Source organism: Petrimonas mucosa, assembly GCF_900095795.1.
GTDB classification, from domain to species: Bacteria; Bacteroidota; Bacteroidia; order Bacteroidales; family Dysgonomonadaceae; genus Petrimonas; species Petrimonas mucosa.
Genome location: NZ_LT608328.1, coordinates 504,118 through 524,168 on the forward strand (window position 1 = coordinate 504,118; position 20,051 = coordinate 524,168).

Genomic DNA, 20,051 nt, shown 5'->3' on the forward strand with positions numbered 1-20,051 from the left:
ATAAAACCGGAAAGATGATCTATTTCCAAAGCGGATCCGCTCAACATAAACTGTCTCGAAAAGACCTGGAATCCGGTCTTTGCGAGGCTTTTGCCAAATTAGGCGAAAAGCATAAGGTATTGGTGATTCCGCCAGATTATACCCGGCTGCCTAGCCGTGCCGGGGAACTGACCGAGATAAGCTGGGAATATTACGGCGACAGGTTGACCGATATTCTTCCGGCGCTGGGGACACATACCCCAATGAGTGATGCCCAGATTGCACACATGTTCGGAAAGACTCCGGCCAGTCTTTTCCGTGATCACGATTGGCGAAACGATGTGGTAACACTTGGCCGGGTTTCTGCCGAAATCGTGGAGGAGGTTTCAGAGTATAAGGTGCACTTCGATTGGCCTGTCCAGGTCAACAAACTGCTGGTTGAGGGAAATTTCGACCTGATCCTCTCCATCGGCCAGGTGGTCCCGCATGAGGTGGTGGGAATGGCCAACTACAACAAGAATATTTTTGTGGGAACGGGAGGAGCAGAAGCGATCAATAAAAGCCACTACATTGGTGCCGTTTACGGCATGGAGCGGATGATGGGACGGGCAGACACCCCAGTCCGGAAACTCTTCAACTACGCCTCGGAAAATTATGCCGCCCATCTGCCGATTGTCTATGTGCTCACCGTAGTCGGCGTGAACGGAGAAGGAGAACAACAGACCTACGGATTGTTCGTGGGGGACGATTTCTCCGTTTTTGACCTGGCGGCCAAACTCTCACTCGAAGTGAATTTCCAGATGGTTGAGAAGCCGCTAAAGAAGGTGTTGGTCTGGCTGGATCCCACCGAGTTCAAGAGTACCTGGCTAGGGAACAAGTCGATCTACAGGACCCGCATGGCTATTGCCGATGGTGGAGAGCTTATCGTGTTGGCTCCGGCATTGAAAGAGTTCGGCGAAGATAAGGAGATCGACAGGCTGATCCGCAAGTACGGCTATTTCGGAACACCAAGAACGCTGAAGGCGGTGGAGGCAAACGTGGAGTTGCAGGAAAATCTTGGTGCAGCGGCTCACCTGATTCATGGTTCGTCCGAAGGTCGCTTTTCCATTACCTACTGTCCGGGTAAGGGGCCTGGAAACCTCACAAAGGAGGAGATCGAAAGTGTCGGCTTTCAATGGGGTGATATCGATGAGACGATGCAAAGGTACAATTTCCCGCAATTGAAAGAGGGATACAATATCTTGCCTGACGGCGAAGAGCTCTATTATATTTCGAGTCCCGCTTTGGGTTTGTGGGCACATCGGGACCGGTTTGAGTATTGAAGGCCTATCTCGCCTTTCTGAATTCCAATAGGTATTCCGATGGCGTGAAGGTTGTAATCTTCTTGAATTGCCTGTTAAAATTCGAGATATTGTTAAACCCTACCTCATAACTGATCTGGGAGATTGACAGTCTCCCTTCACGCAACAGTTTGCAGGCGTAGGCAACCTTCAACTCGTTGATATATGCAATACACGATTTGCTTGTCTTTTCCTTGAAAAGCCGGCAAAATGCCGATTTGTTCATGCCGGCCTGATCAACAACAGCGTCCAGATCAATCGGTTGTGAATAGTGTTTGTTGATAAAGGTGAGCACCTTCATGATCCGTGGATCATTGAATTGATCGCTAAAGCTGTTTTCATAATAATCTTCATTGAGCAACTCCTTGTCACCTGTTTCGCCCATCAGTGATAATATCCTGATACACTCAATCAACAGGTCAATTTTCTTCAGATTGAGCGCTTTTTTTAAGCTCTTTTTGATCTGATCAGTCTCTTTGCTACTTTTAAAGCAGATACCATACTGCGACTCCTCGAGCAATGTTTTTATATTGTGAAACTCCGGATAGTTTTCAATGGCGGAAGAGAAAAAATTTTTAGCGAACTGAAGTACAATTGCCTTAACCCGTAATGAGGGATTGTTCCGATAATATTCGGGAGCACTCTTGTACATGTGAGGGAGGGAGCTGCCCAGTAATACCAGGTCGCCTTCCGAATAGGGTTCAATGCTGTTTCCAACGTACCGTTTGCCGCAACTCCTTATTATATATATTATTTCATATTCGGCATGGTAGTGCAACGGGTACTTGAAGTTGTCGTAATCGCACCATTTAATCTTGACCGGTGAGCCGGTGCTGAATGTGAGTTGTTCATGCATCAATTTGGTCATGGCACTGTTTTTTGATTTAGCTCGGAATTGCAAATATAGTATATTCTGTTGCAAATTTACTATTTGCCTTTAACTATTTTATTCTCTTTGTTTGTAACATAATTTAATGTTTGGTAATCATTATTTCAAAATGCCTATAGAGAAAACATGGAGATGGTTTGGCTTCAACGATACCGTTACTCTACGTGAGTTGAAGCAGATTGGTGTTGAAGGGATTGTTACTTCATTACATCACCTGAAGCCCGGTGAGATTTGGGAGGTTGCCGAGATAAAAAGGGTCCAGGATGAAATCGGAAAGGAGGGTTTGAGATGGAGTGTTGTGGAAAGCCTTCCTGTATCTGAAGAGATCAAACTCAATTCCGTAAAAAGCAGTGAGCACATCGAAAATTATAAGAGATCCCTGATAAATCTCAGTAAATGCGGGATAGATACAGTCTGCTACAACTTCATGCCGGTACTCGACTGGGTAAGGACCGATCTGCAATATAGAGACCGGGATGGGAGTGAGACCATGCTGTTCGATCTGATAACGTTTGCACTTTTTGACATATATATCCTGAAGCGGGCCGGTGCGGAGAGGGATTACTCTTCGGAGATCTTATCGAGGGCGAAAGAGAGGTACGGACAGATGAATGATGATGAAAAGGAGAAACTTGCCTACAATATCATCGTCTACACTCAAGGGTTCGTCAACAGTGCTGTTACCGACAGCGAGGATTACATCTCCCTTTTCACCCGGGCACTGAATAGATACAGTGCGATTGACAAAGCAGTGTTGAGGAACCATTTTTCGATCTTTATAAAAGAGGTGGTTCCTGTCGCCGAGCAATATGGGATAAGATTGTGCATTCATCCCGACGATCCGGCCTTCCCATTATTGGGTTTACCCCGGATGGCCGGTTCCATCGAGGATTTCGAATGGATCTTCTCGCAAGCCGCTTCAGTTGCGAACGGATTTACGCTCTGTACCGGATCACTTGCTTCCAGATTTGGCAACGATCCTGTTGAATTTGTGAAACGATTTTCGGAGAGGATCCATTTTGTACACCTGAGAAATATTCAGTTCCTGAATGAGGGATCTTTCTTTGAATCGGGTCATATCGATGGTTCAGTCGATATGTACGAAGTGGTAAGATTGCTTTTGAATGAATTGCATACCAGACAGAAAGCGGACAGGAGCGATCTCCGCCTGCCAATGCGGGTGGATCATGGCAAGAAGATCCTGAGCGATTTTTCAAGGGAGTCCAATCCCGGCTATCCGTTGATCGGGCGACTGAAAGGATTGGCAGAGATCTCCGGCCTGATAGCAGGCGTGGAAAGGGGAATGAGAGAGTATACAAATAGTAATAGAAGTAAATGAGAAGCACAATTTTTGATTTATCGGGAAAAGTGGCTATTGTAACCGGGGGAACTGGAGTGCTGGGTGGCTCCATCGCCGAATCACTCCTTGCAGCTGGAGTCAAGGTGGCGATCATTGCCCGGAATGAGTCGAATGTAGAGGAGAAGAGCGGAGTTTTCCAGGAAACCTTCGGGAAAGAGAGTGTATCGGGATATGCCTGTGATGTTCTAGATATTGGACGGCTTGAGACGGTCAGGCAGGATATCCTTGAGAAGTGGGGCGGAATAGATATTCTGGTCAACTGCGCAGGAGGAAATGTGAAAGGAGCCACGCTGACCGACCAGCAGTCGTTTTTCGACATGGATCTCAACTTGTGGGATGAAGTATTGGATTTGAACCTGAGCGGCACGATCTATCCTTCATTTGTTTTCGGGGAGATCATGGGGCGCCGGAAGAGCGGTTGCATCATCAATATTTCGTCGATGGCGGCCCTTACGGCCATCACCCGTGTTCCCGGCTACTCGGCAGCAAAAGCGGCTGTTGACAATTTTACGCGATGGCTTGCCATGGAGATGGCGTTGAAATTCAGCGACAAGATCAGGGTCAATGCGATTGCGCCAGGTTTCTTTATCGGGAAACAGAACAGAAATGTGTTGTTGAATGATGACGGATCTCTTACCGAGCGGAGCAAGAAAGTGTTGGCAAGAACGCCCATGAAACGGTTCGGAAAGATTACCGAGTTGAATGGAGCCGTACAGTTCCTCTGCTCGGATGCGGCAAGTTTTATTACCGGTGTCGTTCTGCCTGTAGATGGTGGGTTTAGTATTTATAGCGGGGTATAAACAGGTATTTACTAAATATAAGAGATGATGAAAAGAGTATTTGGAATAGTTGCTTTACTGATCTCCTTCCCGTTGTTCGCCCAGGAGTTGATCACTTTCTCCTTGAAGGCGAACAGGGATTATCTGGATGTTCCAGTCTCATTTCCCCTGCAACAAGTCAACTATAATATGGACAGTGTGCAGTTGGAGCTGTTTGAGATTGTCAATTCTGCAGAAAAACCTGTAGCATGCCAGGTGGAAGCGGGGCATACAGCACATCTCTGGTTTATCCTGGAGGGTTTCACTCAAAAAAATAGAACACGGAGATTTGTCATTAAGAGAAGAAGTGGAGGTTTGGCAAAGAAGAGATCCGCAAGTATGAGCACGAAGTCGTCGGATGGAAACCTGACACTCTATACCGATGACAAACCAGTATTGAGTTATAGATTCCGCACGATGTATCCGCCGGAAGGGGTGAACCCCCTATTCGAACGTTCGGGATTCATACACCCTGTATGGTCGCCACAGGGAGAGATGCTGTCTCGCGTGCAACCTCCCGATCATTATCATCATTACGGTATATGGGGGCCCTGGACCCTGACCCATATCGGCGAGAGGAAGGTCGATTTCTGGAACCTGGCCGATGGAGAGGGAACCGTCAGGTTTGCCGGATTCCTGTCGGAAGTTTCCGGCGATGTCTTTGCAGGATTCAAGGCATTGCAGCAACATATAGATTTTGGAGGGAAGGGTTGCGACCAGATCGCGATCAACGAGATATTGGATGTCAGGGTTTGGAACAACAGCAGGGGGGTGTGGGTAATCGATTATACCACCTCGCTGAATACTCCGCTGGAAAATGGTATCCTGTTCGATGCCTACCGTTACGGTGGGGGGATTGGCTTCAGGGCAACCGAGAGGTGGAATAGAGAGAACTGCACGGTCCTGACTTCGGAAGGAAGAAGCCGTGCTGATGCCGACGGCAGCAGTGCCCGATGGTGTATTGTGGAGGGTGAATCGGAGAGCCGGGAGGGCAGATCGGGCATCCTGTTCCTGAGTCATCCTGCAAACCGTGCACATCCGGAGCCGATGCGCGTCTGGCCGCTGGATGGCAATGGGGGACGTGGTGATCTCTTTTTCGAATTCACGCCAATCCGGCACAAATCTTGGGAGTTGAAGAGAGGCTCCGATTATGCTTTAAAGTACCGGATGATCGTATTCGACGGAAAAATTGATCCCCGTACGGCAGAAATGTACTGGAACAGTTTTTCGGAAATGCCGCAAATTAAAGTCGAATCAATTAAATATCAATGAAAATGAAAAAAAATCTCATTGTCATTCTAGCGCTCCTTTTTCATCCCGTGGTTTTTTCACAAACCAAGGTGACAGCAGAAAAAAGGGGAGACAGGATTGAAATCAGTATCAACGGAAACCTTTTTACCACCTATATTTTGTCGGAGTCTGAGAAATATCCATTCTTTTTTCCGGTAAACGGTCCATCGAATGGATCGGTCACGTCCATGCGCAATGCCAATTATCCCCATCACAGTTCACTTTTCTTTGGTTGCGACCGGGTAAATGGAGGAAACTATTGGCAAGAGGGTCTGGAAAGGGGGCAGATCATTTCACTAAGGGCTGATATACTTGAATCTGGAGGAGAGAGAGTGGTTATCGAGAATGAATGCATCTGGAGACGTCCGGGTGCAGATGCCCCCATCAGGGATAAGCGGCTCATTACCGTTTCAGCCCCGTCTGCCGACAAATTCCGGATAGATTTCGATGTGACCATGGAGATGCTTATGGATGTGGTGATCGAGAAGACGAACCATTCGCTCTTTAGTGGAAGAGTCGATCCCGATCTGGCAGTAATCAACGGAGGAGTGATGGTGAATGCCGAGGGAGATAGAGGCGAGAAGGATACCTTTGGAAAGAGATCACCCTGGATGGATTGTCATGGTAAAAGACAAGGCAAGACAGAGGGGATTGCTATTATGCAGCATCCATCGAATGATTGGTATCCATCACCGTGGTTCACCCGCGATTACGGATTCTTCTCACCCACGCCCATGTACTGGCCGGAAAACGATAAGCATATGTCGTTTAAAAAGGGAGATCAGATCAGGCTCAGATACCGGGTATTGGTTCACTCGGGGAATCACCTGGAGGCCAATATCGCACAAGAATTTGAAAAGTATAAATCAGAATAACCAGAAATCAGATGAAAAGAAGGATGTTTATCAAGAAAGCAGCTGCCTCAGCAGTCGGAACAGTGGTTATACCTACTATTGTTCCAGCTTCGGTGTTTGGCAAAAATGCACCGAGCAACAGGATCCATATCGGGCAGATCGGGTTCGGTAGAATTGCACGCGATCATGATATGGCCGAGACCATAGTGTATGACCAGGCGCAGTTTATTGCAGTGTGTGATGTAGATAAAAAACGGCTCTATGACGGGAAGAACTACATCGATAATTACTATGCGAAGAAGACGGGCAACAGCAACTATTCCAATGCCATCATGTATGATGATTACCGGGAGATGCTTCTGAACAAAGATATCGATGCGGTAATCATCAGCACTCCGGACCATTGGCATGCAGAACCGGCAGCCAGGGCCGCCCTGGCAAAAAAAGACATCTATCTGCAGAAACCCACTTCGCTTACAGTGGCTGAAGGAAGGTTCTTAAGTGATCTTGTCAGAAAACAGGGAGTGATCCTGCAGGTAGGTACGCAGCAACGCTCTTCCCCTCAATTCAGGATTGCCGCAGAATTGGTCAGGAATGGCAGAATTGGCAAGCTGCACACCGTGAAGATCGGTCTGCCGGGAGATCCCTCTGGCCCCGAAGCCGCAGAGATGCCGATTCCCAAGAATCTCAACTACGATATGTGGCTGGGCTCTACACCGGAGGTATATTATACGGAAATGCGCGTCCATCCGCAGGAGGGTTACGGTCGCCCCGGGTGGTTGAGATGTGAGCAGTTCGGTTCGGGAATGATCACCGGATGGGGACAACATCACTTTGAATCGGCAGCATGGGGCATGGATACGGAATATACCGGACCCATATCGGTTGAAGCGGTGGCGGAATTTCCAAAATCAGGCCTGTGGGATGTCCATGGCGATTTTATGGTGAAAGCGGAGTATGAAAACGGAATTACCATGTATACCAGTGGCGGATATCCGAACGGTATACGGTATGAAGGTAGTGAAGGCTGGATATTCGTCTCGCGCGGTAACTACGTGGCATCCTCAAGCGATCCGGTAGCGCAGAGCAACAACGCCAAAGCATTGGATGCAAGCGATCCGAAGATCCTTACCTCGGAGATCAAGGAGGATGAGATCCATCTCTATGTAAGCGATAATCATCACGGCAACTGGCTCGATTGCATCAAGTCCAGAAAGGAACCGATCTCCCCGATCGAGATAGGGCACCGGGCCTGCACCATCTGTCTGATCAGCCATATTGCGATGAAAATACCCGGCAGACTGGAGTGGGATCCCAAAAAGGAGAGGTTCAGGAATAGTGAAGTGGCCAACTCCATGTTGAAACGGCCGCAACGTTCTCCCTACGGTACCGATTATATAAAAGTTTAGCCAATAAGAGATGAGAGAGAATGAAAAGGATAATTTATTGTTTATTGTTACTGGCTGGTTCTCTTTTCTTTTTTTCTTGCAAAATGCAACAAGATAGAAAGGAGCCGGCTCCCGGGATATTTACAGGAAAAGAGGGTGAAATCAAGCTGGTAGTACTCGATCCCGGACATTTTCACGCCAGCCTGTTGCAGAAATTTCCCCAGAAACAGGTGAACGACACGGTATTTGTCTATGCTCCAGGAGGGAGTGAACTCGATCAGTACCTGGCCAGTATCGAGGGGTATAACAGTCGATCGGAAAATCCTACAGCCTGGATCGGAATTGTCTATTCAGGCAAGGATTATCTCGAAAAGATGATAAAGGAGAGGAGAGGCAATGTTGTCATCCTTGCCGGAAATAATCTGAAAAAGACCGATTATATCTATCAATCCATCAACGCAGGCTACGATGTGCTTTCAGACAAGCCTATGGCCATTAATAGCGAAAACTTCCGGTTGCTTGAATCTGCCTATGACAGTGCACGTACACGGAACGTTTATCTGTACGACGTGATGACCGAACGGTACGATATCCTGAACACGCTTACCCGCGAGCTGGTGAACAACGTTGAACTGTTCGGTGAACTGCAGGAGGGTACACCGGAATCTCCCTCCGTGAAGATGGAGAGCGTTCACCACTATTACAAGGAGGTTTCGGGGAGTGTATTGGTGCGTCCCGCCTGGTTTTACGATGTAGAGCAGCAGGGTGAGGCAATTGTGGACGTTGCCACCCATATGGTCGATCTAATCAATTGGCAATGTTTTCCCGATGAGGTGATCGATTATCGGCAAGATGTGAAACTTCTCTCTGCAAGCCACTGGCCAACAACGTTGACATTGGATCAGTTCTGCAGGTCAACTGGACTGGATGCTTTTCCCAATTTTCTTGGCAAATATCTCAACCGCTCTCTTCTGGAGGTTTACGGGAATGGCAAGTTCAATTACCAGGTAAAAGGGAAGAATATTGAGGTTTGTGCGCTCTGGAACTACGAAGCCCCCAAGGGGGGAGGCGACACCTATAGCGCTGTCATTAAAGGAACAAAAGCCACCATTGAGATTGTACAGAACCAGGAAGAGAAGTATGTCAAACAGTTGTATGTCGAGAAGGAGCCGTCGGTCACAAGTGAGGAGTTTGACCGGTCAATAGCCGGAACCGTTAAGCAATTGCAAAGGAGCTATCCGTACATATCTGCAAAGCGTGTTTCGGACAGCAGGTATAGAATTGAAGTGCCCGTCGAATCAAGGAAAGGCCACGAGGATTACTTCGGTTACGTAGCACAGAAATTTTTTGGATATCTGGTCAACCGCGATATGCCCGAATGGGAAATATCCAATACCATTGCCAAGTATTACATTACCACCCAATCGCTTGAAATGGCCAGAAATAGATAATTGTCAATTAATCTAATGCGAATGAATTGCATATAATCATTTTTAATTTTACTGATATGAATGTGAGAAATGAATGGTTTTCTTCAGTTACCCAGGTCGGTACGAAAAACAACAAATTGAGAATTGCGACTCTTGTTTTGATATTGCTTTTCAGCTATCCCCTCTTTTCCTTCTCTATGGAAATTCAGGGAGATGCGGTGAGCCATATCCAACAGGCCGGTAAAACGGTGAGTGGACGAATATCGGATGGTAACGGTGAATCACTCATTGGAGTGAACGTGGTTGAGGGAGGAACAACAAACGGAACTGTTACCGATTCGGATGGAAATTACATGTTGAGGTTAACCACTTCTAATCCGGTATTAAATGTCTCCTACATTGGTTTCAAAACTCAGACCGTTGAGGTGAGAAACAGGAGCGTCATCAATATCGTATTGGAAGAGGAGACTAGTTTTCTCGATGAAATAGTGGTTGTTGGATACGGAACCATGAGACAGAAAGACCTTACAGGTGCTATTTCAACCATCAAGGCGGAAAATCTCAAAGCAGAGGTGCCCCGTTCCATTCAGGACCTGCTAAGAGGAAATTCGGCAGGGCTGAATATTGGCTTCGCCAATAATGCAAAGGGTGATGCCGGATTGCAAATTCGTGGGAGAAACACGCTGAAAGCCGGAGCCGAACCCCTGATTGTTCTTGATGGGGTGATTTATGAGGGAGCCTTAACAGATATCAACCCGATGGACGTTGCATCGATAGATATATTGAAAGATGCGAGCTCTGCCGCCGTATACGGTGCGAAAGCTGCAAGCGGGGTAGTGGTTATTCTCACCCAGAAAGGTGGTCGCGCGGGCAAGCCGATCGTCTCTTTCAACACCTCTGTCGGGGTAGTCCAGTCGGCGAATCAGCCAAAGCTGCTGGATGCCGATGGTTTCATGCAATACAGAAGAGCGTACGAGATTGGCAAGAACTCCGATGCCTATCTGGAACAGTACCCCGAGATCTTTGAGGATCCCCGTAATCTACAAAATGTGAGTCAGCTGGATTGGTATAACTACGACAAGCAAACTCCGGTTGAAACATTTACGGAAGAGGATCTGTTGAGAACCTGGGCGTCGCGCCTCGAACTGAAAACGCCTGAAATAGAAAATTTTATTCTTAACAGGACAACAGATTGGGCCAAGAAGGTATTTCATTTGGGTTTGCAGCAGGATTATCAGGCATCGATCTCCAACAAGACTGATGATGGATCTTATTACTGGTCCATCGGTTATTCGGATCGTGAGGGTATCATTGTTGGAAACCGGTTCTCTACTTTCAGAACGAGACTCAATCTGGAGTCGAAGATAACTTCTTTCCTCAAGATAGGTTTAAATTCAGGATTTTCGTCCAGGAACGAAGGTTATCTGCAAGCCGACTGGGAGCAGATGGTACGCATATCGCCCTACGGAGCGGACGAAATTGGAAACACGGATGTGGATGAGTTTCTCTGGAGGTATCCAACAACGGATGCGACTCCTGTTAACCCCTTCTTCGATAATCTATACCGGGACAGGAAAGATTGGTACAATACGCTCAATGCGAACATGTATGCCATTCTGAATTTACCTTTCGACATTGAATACCAGTTCAACTTCATTCCATATTATGAGTGGAGAGAGTACTATAACCACGAGTCGTCCAAGAATTTTATCTGGGCTGCAAATGGCGGGAAAGCGGAACGGCTCACACATAAGATCTACTCCTGGCAGGTGGATAACGTGTTGAGATGGAAAAAGAGGATCAACACGATTCATAACATCGAGGCCACTTTTCTTGCTAATGCCGAGCAAAGACAATATTGGAGCCAGAAGATGACAACATCTCAATTCTCTCCAAACGATATTCTGGGTTATCACCGGATGCAGGCCGGAACGGTTCCGCTGAATGAAAGTGATGATACCTACCGCACGGGAGATGCGCTGATGGGCAGATTGTTCTATTCACTCCACGACAGGTATATGGTAACTGCTTCTGTTCGGCGCGACGGTTTCTCGGCGTTTGGTCAGAAAAATCCGCGAGCTGTTTTCCCGGCATTAGCATTGGCATGGACATTCACTTCGGAGGAGTTTGCCCAGCCGATAACAAGCTGGTTCGATTATGGAAAACTACGTTTCTCGTGGGGAGAAAATGGTAACCGGGATATTGGTCAATACGAGGCCTTGTCGGATATGGTTTCCGGTCCACACCCCTATATCGACCAAAACGGAAATATCTATATCACTTCGCAGATTTACGTAAACAGAATGTCGAATGCCAACCTGAAGTGGGAACGGACTGCTTCCACGAATGTCGGGCTCGATTTCTCTTTCCTGAACAATCGAATCAGCGGAGCCCTTGAAGGTTATGTAGCTACAACAAATGATCTGCTGGTTGACAGGGCACTGCCCGAAATCATCGGATACAACAGTGTTGCTGCCAATTTGGGGAAACTGCAGAACAGAGGGTTTGAGGCTACTGTAAATGCAAATATTATCGAATCTCCAAAGTTTGCATGGAACGCCTCTGCAAACTTCTCCTTGAACAGGAGAAAGATCGTGAGCCTATACGGTGACATGATCGATGTAAAAGATGAGGATGGAAACGTTATCGGGCAAAAGGAGGCTGACGATATCAAGAACAGATGGTTTATCGGACAGGATCCCGATCGTATCTGGAGCTATGAGCATATTGGGGTATGGCAGAAAGAGGAGGCCGAAGAAGCAGCCAAGTATGGATTGCAGCCAGGAGATTTTAAATATAAGGACCAGAATGGTGATGGTGTGATGACAGACGCCGACAGGATATTCCAGGGTTATACCACTCCCAGGTTCAGGTGGACTTTGAGGAACGAGTTTATTTTTAACAGGAACATCTCGTTGTCGACCATGTTCTATTCATATTGGGGACAATACGGCTCGTTCAACCGTGCGGCAAATGTATCGAACTTCCCCGACCGTTGCTCGGAATATGTACAACCATACTGGACAGCCGAGAACAGGATAAATGATTACGCCCGTATTGGCTCCAAGAATATCGGGACAATTTACAAGGAGAAGTCGTTTATCCGGTTTGAAAACATCACATTGTCGTACAACGTTCCGAAGAACCTGTCGCAAAAAGTCTTTATTCAGGACATGCGCTTATCTCTTTCAGTGAGAAACGTTGCTGTTTTCTCTCCCGATTGGAATTTCTGGGATCCTGAAGATAGTAGCCCGGCTCCACGGACTTACAATGTTAGTTTAAATTTCACCCTTTAAATTTTCTGAATCATGAGAAAGATATTTGAAAAAACGCAATATGTCATTATTCTGATCGGATTTGTTTTAATGATATCCGGATGTGACGAGAGCTGGCTAACTCCTAAGCCGCTATCGTTCTACACCCCTGAAAACACCTATGTGGATGCTGATGGTTTCTACGCGGCATTGACCACGTGCGAGCGTAATATGCGACACGAATTTTTTGGAGATGGCTCCCCGATTCTGACAGAATTCATTCTCTCGGATATGGCCGTGGAGGGGACAACCGACAAGGCGGGACCACAGATGGACCTGGATGTCTCGTTGCTACCGGATGCAGAGCTGAACAGTACTGACAGAACACGTGTAGGGTGGTACTGGTATGAAGGTTATAAAGGCATCAAATACTCCAACGTCGTCATCGCCAGAATCGATCAGGCAGAATATAAGGACGAGGCTGAAAGAAACGCGGTATTGGGATCGGCCTATTTTCACAGGGCTTACAGGTATTATAAGCTGACCCATCAGTTTGGGAATATACCATATCTGGATTGGGAGATTACCGGCCCCAAATATGATTTTTACACATACGACCGCTGGTCTATTCTTGAAAAGATATTGCCGGATCTCGAATTTGCTTATCAATGGGTTCCCGAGAAAGTCGACCGTGGAAGAACTTCCAAGGCGGCATGCGGTGTTTTGTTGATGAAAGTTTGTATGGCTTTGGGCCATTTTGACAGGGCTATTGAAGTGGGAAATGAGATTGTTGCCAAGCACCCCTTGATGACGCAACGCTTTACGTCCAACAGGACAAAGCCGAGGACAAACCTGATGCACGACCTGCACAGCATTGAAGCGAAGTTTGATATGAGCAATACTGAAGGGTTGATGTATGTGGTTGCTTACCCTGAAGTAGATGGATCGGACAGGATTCAGACCATGCGCAACGGCGTGCCTTTCTGGAACAGCGGTAATGTGAAGACTCCCGATGGAATGACCGGGACGAGCGTGAGTATCCATCCAGATGAGACCGATCCCTGGATGGATCTGAACAAGAGCTATGGAAGAGGGATCGGGCGGCTACGGCCAACCTGGTACTATACCAACAAGATCTGGACAGAGAAGGAGAGGAACGATCTGCGGGGGATATATAATCGCGACAGCTGGAGAAGTCCTGAAGATCTGCAATACAACAATCCCGCGCTTAAGAACTCCAACAATCCGTGGTATGGGCAAAATTTGGTCAAACCGGTGGCCATGTCGGTCGAAGACACTATCCGGTGCTGGTTCTCCTGGCCCCATTATAAGCTGTTTGTGCCTGACCCGTTGCAGACACAATGGGCAGGAGGAGAGACCCCCTGGTATGTTTACAGGTCGGCTGAGGTCTATCTGCTTATGGCAGAGTGTTATTACTGGAAGGATCAACCGATGCAGGCGGCCGAGGCATTGAACGTGGTCAGGTTACGTGCCGGGGCAGATGCCCTGACCGCGGGTGATATCAATATCGGTGCGATCCTGGATGAGAGGGCCAGGGAATTGTATTATGAAGAGAACCGTAAGTCGGAATTGACACGAATTGCCTACACCTATGCAAAAACAGGAAAACCTTGCGAAGTATTTGGAGGAAGGGTTTACAAGCTGGATAACTTCTCCGGTCCAGGTGGTACCAACTCGAATGTGAAGCAGGAAGGTATAAATTTCTACTATGATTGGGTAGTAAAGCAGAGCAATTTCTACAATAAAGGTGTGAAACACAAATGGGCAGAGTATAAAATCAGCGTCCATCACGTGTTGTGGCCTATTCCGGCAAATGCTATCAATACCAACATTAAGGGAATCATCAATCAGAACATCGGTTATCCTGGAGCCGAAAATAACGTTGAGCCGTTGATTGTTCCCAAAGAGGGTACCGTACTAGGTCCGGACGCAAATTGAAAAAACATCCTTTGACAGGTGTGAGTAATGAGAGGGGTTCAACGCAGGTGTTGGACCTCTCTCTTGCTTACTCATCAACTCCTCATGTGGAATATTGCATCCTTACAGGAAAATCGCAAAATTGAGAGCAAAATGTAACTGTCGAAGCCAAATTGTATTTGTTAACAATGTTTAAGGTCTATTTTTTGTGTTTTTGTGATCATACCGTTACTTTTGTGGACGTACACAGGTTTTTTCATCTTTTTGATTCTTGAAAATCGGATGTCTTGCTGTTAATAAACAGGACTGACGGTTCCATGTAGCACGGAAGCTAAAACAGGGGAGCAGGATCGTATCTCCGAAAATTAGTTGATACCTGCCTGAAAATATGGCAAACAAGTTGAAAAAACAGATTTAAAAAGCTACTTTTGTTTGTATAAACTATGGTGTTGCTAATGAGAAACCGTTTTATAATTATAAATCTATGACAACAAGAAGAGATTTTTTGAAGAGCACTGCCTTAGCCTCTGCCGGGATAGCACTAAGCGGTATCTACACAAAAACAAACGCGGCCAGCTACAGCCGTATCGTAGGTGCAAACCGGAAAGTAAATCTGGCACACATCGGGATCGGAAACAGAGGTTGGGAGATCATCAACGATTTTGACAAGACAGGATTGGCAAACGTTGTAGCCCTCTGTGATGTAGATATGGGAGCCGAACACACCCAGAAGGCGATGGCCAAGTTTCCGAACGCAAAGCGTTTCAAGGATTTCAGGGAGATGTTCGACAAGATTGGAAATGAGTTTGAAGCTGTTGCCATTGCGACGCCTGACTTCGCCCATTTTCCTGCCGTTATGCTATCCATCAAGGAGGGAAAGCATGTTTATGTGGAGAAACCTATGGGCCGTACATTCCATGAGGTTGAGTTGATGATAAAGGCTGCCCGCAAATATCCGAAAGTGGTCACCCAGATGGGCAACCAGGGACACTCCGAGGCCAACTACTTCCAGTTCAAGGCCTGGAAGGAGGCCGGAATCATCAAAGATGTCACAGCTATTACGGCACACATGAACAGTACTCGCCGCTGGCACGGATGGGATTCTAACATCAAGAAATTTCCTGCTGCCGAGCCGCTCCCCGAAACGCTGGATTGGGATACCTGGTTGTCGGCACAGTCCTATCACGATTACAACAAGGATTTCCACAAAGGACAGTGGCGTTGCTGGTACGATTTCGGAATGGGAGCGTTGGGCGACTGGGGCGCGCATATCATCGATACCGCACACGAGTTTCTCGATCTGGGCCTGCCGGAAGAGGTCAATCCGGTCAGACTCTCCCAACACAATGATTTCTTCTACCCCATGTCAAGCACCATCGAGTTCAAATTCCCCAAAAGAGGGAAAATGCCTCCTGTTGTCATAACATGGTACGACGGTCTCGACAATATTCCGGCTGTTCCTGAAGGATATGGTGTTTCCGAGATTGATCCCAATATTCCCAGTGTCGGAGGAGGAAAGATTCAGCCGGCCAAGTTGAATCCCGGAAAAGAGATTTACAGCAAGGAGCTGATATTTAAGGGTGGATCGCATGGGAGCACACTCAGTATCATCCCCGATGAGAAAGCCAAGGAGATGGAGAAAAAACTTCCCGAAGTCCCGAAAAGCCCGTCGAACCATTTTGCCAACTTCCTGCTGGCCTGCCAGGGATTGGAGAAGACCCGTTCGCCTTTCGAGATAGCCGGTCCGCTTAGCCAGGTCTTCTGCCTGGGTGTGGCTGCACAACGGTTGAACCGGAAGATCGTTTTTGACCGGGAGACAAAACGGGTGATAAATGATCCGTTTGCCGACGCATACCTGGTAGGGACTCCCCCCCGAAAAGGGTGGGAACATTTTTATGAGATCTAAGTCAGTCATAAAATTTTCTGTTAATCATCAAGGAGATAAGTACCTCGAAAAAATAATCGTATGAAAAGAAATATTCTTGTTTTGATCGCAACACTTTTTGTTGTGGCTGCCTCGGCTCAGGAAGCCAAATGGCAGGACCTTTTCAATGGGAAAAACCTGAGGGGCTGGACCAAACTCAACGGAACGGCCGAATATAAGGTGCAGGATAAGACCATTATCGGTATCTCAAAAGTTGGAACGCCGAATACTTTCTTGGCAACCAACAAGATGTATGATGATTTTATCCTGGAGTTCGACTTTAAAGTGGATGATGGCTTGAATTCTGGTGTTCAGTTCAGAAGCAACAGCCTGAAGGAGTACAACAATGGACGTGTTCATGGCTACCAGTTCGAGATTGATCCGTCGAGCAGGGCATGGACGGGCGGTATTTATGACGAAGCTCGTCGCGGATGGCTCTATCCGTTAACCTATAATCCGGCCGGACAAAATGCATTTAAGCCAAACCAATGGAACAAGGCCCGAATTGAAGCGATTGGAAACTCCATCCGTACTTGGGTGAACGGTGTTCCCTGTGCCGACCTGTTGGATGACGTTACCAAATCGGGCTTTATAGCTCTGCAGGTACATTCGATTAATAATAAGGAGCTAGAGGGCAAGACGGTTTCCTGGAGAAACATCCGGATATTGACCCAGGATCTCGATAAGTTCCGTATGCCTGAAAACAGCGATGAAATAGAACAGGTTAATGCCATTGCCAACACCATTTCCGAAAGGGAGGCACGTGAAGGATGGAAACTGTTATGGGATGGAAAGACAACCAACGGATGGCGTGGAGCCAAACTCGATGCTTTCCCCTCTAAGGGCTGGTCAATCAAAGACGGAATCCTTAAGGTACACAAAAGCGGAGGCGGCGAGTCTACCAACGGCGGTGACATCGTCACTACCCGTCCATACAAAAACTTTATCCTGAAAGTTGATTTCAGGATTACAGAGGGTGCCAACAGCGGTATCAAGTATTTTGTTGATACCAACCTGAATAAAGGCGCTGGCTCAGCTATCGGATGCGAATTTCAGATCTTGGACGACAAAAGACATCCAGATGCCAAATTGGGTGTTGCCGGGAACCGCACTCTCGGCTCGCTTTACGATCTGATTCCGGCACCGGCAAACAAGCCTTTCCGTTCTGGCTTTTTCAATACGGCAATGGTGGTGGTGAAAGGAAACCATGTTGAGCATTGGCTGAACGGAGTAAAAATCATTGAATACGAACGTAACAACCAGATGTGGAATGCATTGGTTGCATACAGCAAGTACAAAGACTGGCCCAACTTCGGAAATGCGGAAGAGGGACTGATCTTGCTTCAGGATCACGGCGATGAGGTGTGGTTCCAGAACATTAAGATTAAAGAACTTGAATAACAATATCATGGATCGACGAAATTTTCTGAAGAGTTCGGCCATTACGGCTGCCGGCTTAGGTCTGACGCCAATGATGGGGAGATCTTTCTCTTCCGTTTATGGAGAGTCGGCTCCCGGAAATAAGATCAAGATCGGGCTCATCGGTTGCAGGAATCAGGGATGGTCAAACCTGAAAACTTTCTTGCAATATCCCGGTACGGAATGTATAGCTTTATGCGATATTGACGATCAATGGCTCTATCAGCGTGCTGCCGATCTAGAGCAGATGACCGGGAAGAAGCCGCCTCAGCTGGTAAAGGATTGGCGGCGGGTAATCGACAACAAGGATGTCGATATGGTAATTATCGGCACGCCGGATCACTGGCACTGCCTTCAGTTGGTGGCTGCCTGTGAGGCCGGGAAAGATGTTTATGTGGAAAAACCGCTTGCCAATACTATTGAAGAGTGCGACCTGATGGTGCGTGCTGCCCGGAAATATAACCGGATTGTGCAGGTGGGACAGTGGCAGCGGAGCGACCCCCACTGGGACGAGGCAGCAGCATATGTCCAGAGCGGAAATCTGGGGCGTGTGAGAACAGTCAAGGTGTGGGCATACCAGACCAGCAAATGGACATTGCCGGTTGTGGCCGACTCGACTCCTCCTGCGGGAGTGGATTACGACATGTGGCTGGGTCCTGCACCGAAGAGAACTTTCAATCAAAACAGGTTCCACTATAATTTCCGTTTTTTCTGGGATTATGCGGGGGGATTGATGGCCGACTGGGGCGTACACCTTCTGGACTATGCAATGAAAGGGATGAATGCTGGTTTACCGGCATCTCTCTTTGGCGCTGGAGGAAAATTTGGCTATCCCGACGATGCAATGGAGACTCCCGACACCCTTATGGTAACCTACAGGTACCCCGACTTCAACATCATCTGGGATCACGCCTGTGGTATTGGAAACGGCTTGTTTGGACTGCGTGAAGGGGTTGCATTCTTCGGTGAGAACGGCACGCTTATCCTGACCCGGCAAGGGTGGGAGGTGATACCCGAACAGGCAGTTAACAGCCGAAATTTCCCCTATTGCTATCCATGCGATGATGAACGGAAACCCAATACCCCTAGAATGGAGGCCGTAGCGAAGAAGCCTGGTGGAGGAAAAGGATTGTATCTCCATGCCGGCAACATGCTGGAGTGCATGCGCTCACGCCAGTTGCCCAATGCCGACATTGCAATCGGTGCGGAAGTGGCCAAACTGAGCCATATGGGAAATATCTCCTGTCGGGTAGGTACAGCGTTGAACTGGGATAATGAAACAGCTACATTCGATCACTTGGAAGCCAACCGGTTGGCGAAGGCCCATTACCGCGAACCGTGGAAGTTGCCCAAACTCTAAGAATAAAGAGTATAGAATCTGGAGGGGTGTCTGCCCCGATAGAGTGTAAATAGAAGTTTAGGAGGGTTTGCAAGCCCTCCTAAATTTTTGGGATGCCTCCTTTTATCCATTTATGCCTCTGGATATTCACTCCTTCTCTTTGGAGAGATCCTTCATGAAGTCACTCCACAATTTCTCCTGCTCCCTGCCCAGGTCTGCAACCTTGAATCGCATGGTGTGTTCCGATATCACATCAAACTTGCTTTTCATCTTGGTCTTGTCCATGGCAATCTTGTTATAGACCCCCATCGAGTCGGCATCGGAAAAATTGCTCACCTCAGCACCCAGATAGATGAATTGCCAGTTCCCATTTTGTTCCAGTTCATGGATCATCTGCCTGATCTTTACGGCATCATACTCTCTCGATGCGTTCTCCTGACCGTCGGTGATGATGGCCATCATCACCATCGACGGACGATCTTCCTCTTTGCTGTACCTGATCTGGTTGCCGATATCGGTGATGGCGTGCCCGATGGTGTCATAGAGGGCGGTGAGGCCACCGGGAGTGTAATCTGCGCTTGTCAATGGGCGTATCTCTTCAATGGGTAGATCATTCAGAACCCTGCTCCAGCTGTTGTTGAACTTGTAGAGTGAGACGGTTACTCTTCCCTGTTGCTGTGCCCGCTGCTGTTCGATGAAGTTGTTGAATCCTCCTGTCACGTCAGACTCAGTGCCTGACATGGAGCCGCTTTCGTCGATAACGAAGATGATTTTCAGATAATTCTCGTTCATATCTTTGCTGTTTTAATGGTTACGTTGCAAAGATAGC

14 protein-coding genes are annotated in these 20,051 nt (G+C 47.6%); 12 read left to right on the forward strand and 2 right to left on the reverse strand.

The features are described from left to right. Window positions 1-14: 14 nt before the first annotated feature. Window positions 15-1,301 (forward strand): lactate racemase domain-containing protein, encoded by a 1,287-nt coding sequence (locus ING2E5A_RS01950; RefSeq protein WP_071135957.1) that lies wholly within the window; start codon window positions 15-17, stop codon window positions 1,299-1,301. Between the two features lie 4 nt (window positions 1,302-1,305). On the opposite strand, the gene ING2E5A_RS01955 is transcribed toward ING2E5A_RS01950, so the two are convergent. After that, complete coding sequence (locus ING2E5A_RS01955) at window positions 1,306-2,187, reverse strand: AraC family transcriptional regulator (protein WP_071135958.1); 882 nt, start codon at window positions 2,185-2,187, stop codon at window positions 1,306-1,308. 130 nt (window positions 2,188-2,317) lie between these two features. Between ING2E5A_RS01955 and uxuA the strand changes: the two genes are divergently transcribed. The 11 genes from uxuA to ING2E5A_RS02010 all read left to right on the forward strand — a co-directional run bounded on the left by uxuA (window position 2,318) and on the right by ING2E5A_RS02010 (window position 19,243). Then, window positions 2,318-3,547: a mannonate dehydratase gene (uxuA, locus tag ING2E5A_RS01960; protein ID WP_092032330.1), complete on the forward strand. Its 1,230-nt coding sequence runs from the start codon at window positions 2,318-2,320 to the stop codon at window positions 3,545-3,547. After that, the gene (locus ING2E5A_RS01965) at window positions 3,544-4,368 is read left to right on the forward strand and encodes an SDR family oxidoreductase (protein ID WP_071135959.1); all 825 of its coding nucleotides are present in this window, start codon (window positions 3,544-3,546) and stop codon (window positions 4,366-4,368) included. The genes uxuA and ING2E5A_RS01965 overlap by 4 nt, the downstream gene beginning before the upstream one ends. A gap of 24 nt (window positions 4,369-4,392) precedes the next feature. Beyond that, window positions 4,393-5,658 carry a DUF6807 domain-containing protein gene (locus tag ING2E5A_RS01970; protein WP_231960420.1) on the forward strand — a complete coding sequence of 422 codons (1,266 nt, stop codon included), beginning with the start codon at window positions 4,393-4,395 and terminating at the stop codon, window positions 5,656-5,658. A gap of 2 nt (window positions 5,659-5,660) precedes the next feature. After that, window positions 5,661-6,551 (forward strand): DUF6807 domain-containing protein, encoded by an 891-nt coding sequence (locus ING2E5A_RS01975; protein WP_071138142.1) that lies wholly within the window; start codon window positions 5,661-5,663, stop codon window positions 6,549-6,551. 11 nt (window positions 6,552-6,562) lie between these two features. Further along, window positions 6,563-7,939, forward strand: coding sequence for a Gfo/Idh/MocA family protein (locus ING2E5A_RS01980; RefSeq protein WP_071135960.1), 1,377 nt, complete (start codon window positions 6,563-6,565; stop codon window positions 7,937-7,939). A gap of 20 nt (window positions 7,940-7,959) precedes the next feature. After that, window positions 7,960-9,369 carry a putative oxidoreductase C-terminal domain-containing protein gene (locus ING2E5A_RS01985; RefSeq protein WP_071135961.1) on the forward strand — a complete coding sequence of 470 codons (1,410 nt, stop codon included), beginning with the start codon at window positions 7,960-7,962 and terminating at the stop codon, window positions 9,367-9,369. Between the two features lie 176 nt (window positions 9,370-9,545). After that, window positions 9,546-12,644 (forward strand): SusC/RagA family TonB-linked outer membrane protein, encoded by a 3,099-nt coding sequence (locus ING2E5A_RS01990; RefSeq protein ID WP_394332595.1) that lies wholly within the window; start codon window positions 9,546-9,548, stop codon window positions 12,642-12,644. Window positions 12,645-12,656: 12 nt separating this feature from the next. Beyond that, window positions 12,657-14,561, forward strand: a complete 1,905-nt coding sequence (locus ING2E5A_RS01995) for a RagB/SusD family nutrient uptake outer membrane protein (RefSeq protein WP_071135963.1) — start codon at window positions 12,657-12,659, stop codon at window positions 14,559-14,561. A 463-nt stretch (window positions 14,562-15,024) separates the two neighbouring features. Next, a complete protein-coding gene (locus ING2E5A_RS02000) occupies window positions 15,025-16,446 on the forward strand; it encodes a Gfo/Idh/MocA family oxidoreductase (protein ID WP_071135964.1) in 1,422 nt (473 codons plus the stop codon). Window positions 16,447-16,506: 60 nt separating this feature from the next. Beyond that, the gene (locus tag ING2E5A_RS02005) at window positions 16,507-17,865 is read left to right on the forward strand and encodes a 3-keto-disaccharide hydrolase (protein WP_071135965.1); all 1,359 of its coding nucleotides are present in this window, start codon (window positions 16,507-16,509) and stop codon (window positions 17,863-17,865) included. Between the two features lie 7 nt (window positions 17,866-17,872). Next, on the forward strand, window positions 17,873-19,243 hold the full coding sequence (locus ING2E5A_RS02010) for a Gfo/Idh/MocA family oxidoreductase (RefSeq protein WP_071138143.1): 1,371 nt from the start codon (window positions 17,873-17,875) through the stop codon (window positions 19,241-19,243). A 126-nt stretch (window positions 19,244-19,369) separates the two neighbouring features. On the opposite strand, the gene ING2E5A_RS02015 is transcribed toward ING2E5A_RS02010, so the two are convergent. Further along, complete coding sequence (locus ING2E5A_RS02015) at window positions 19,370-20,014, reverse strand: vWA domain-containing protein (RefSeq protein WP_071135966.1); 645 nt, start codon at window positions 20,012-20,014, stop codon at window positions 19,370-19,372. Between the last annotated feature and the right edge of the window lie 37 nt (window positions 20,015-20,051).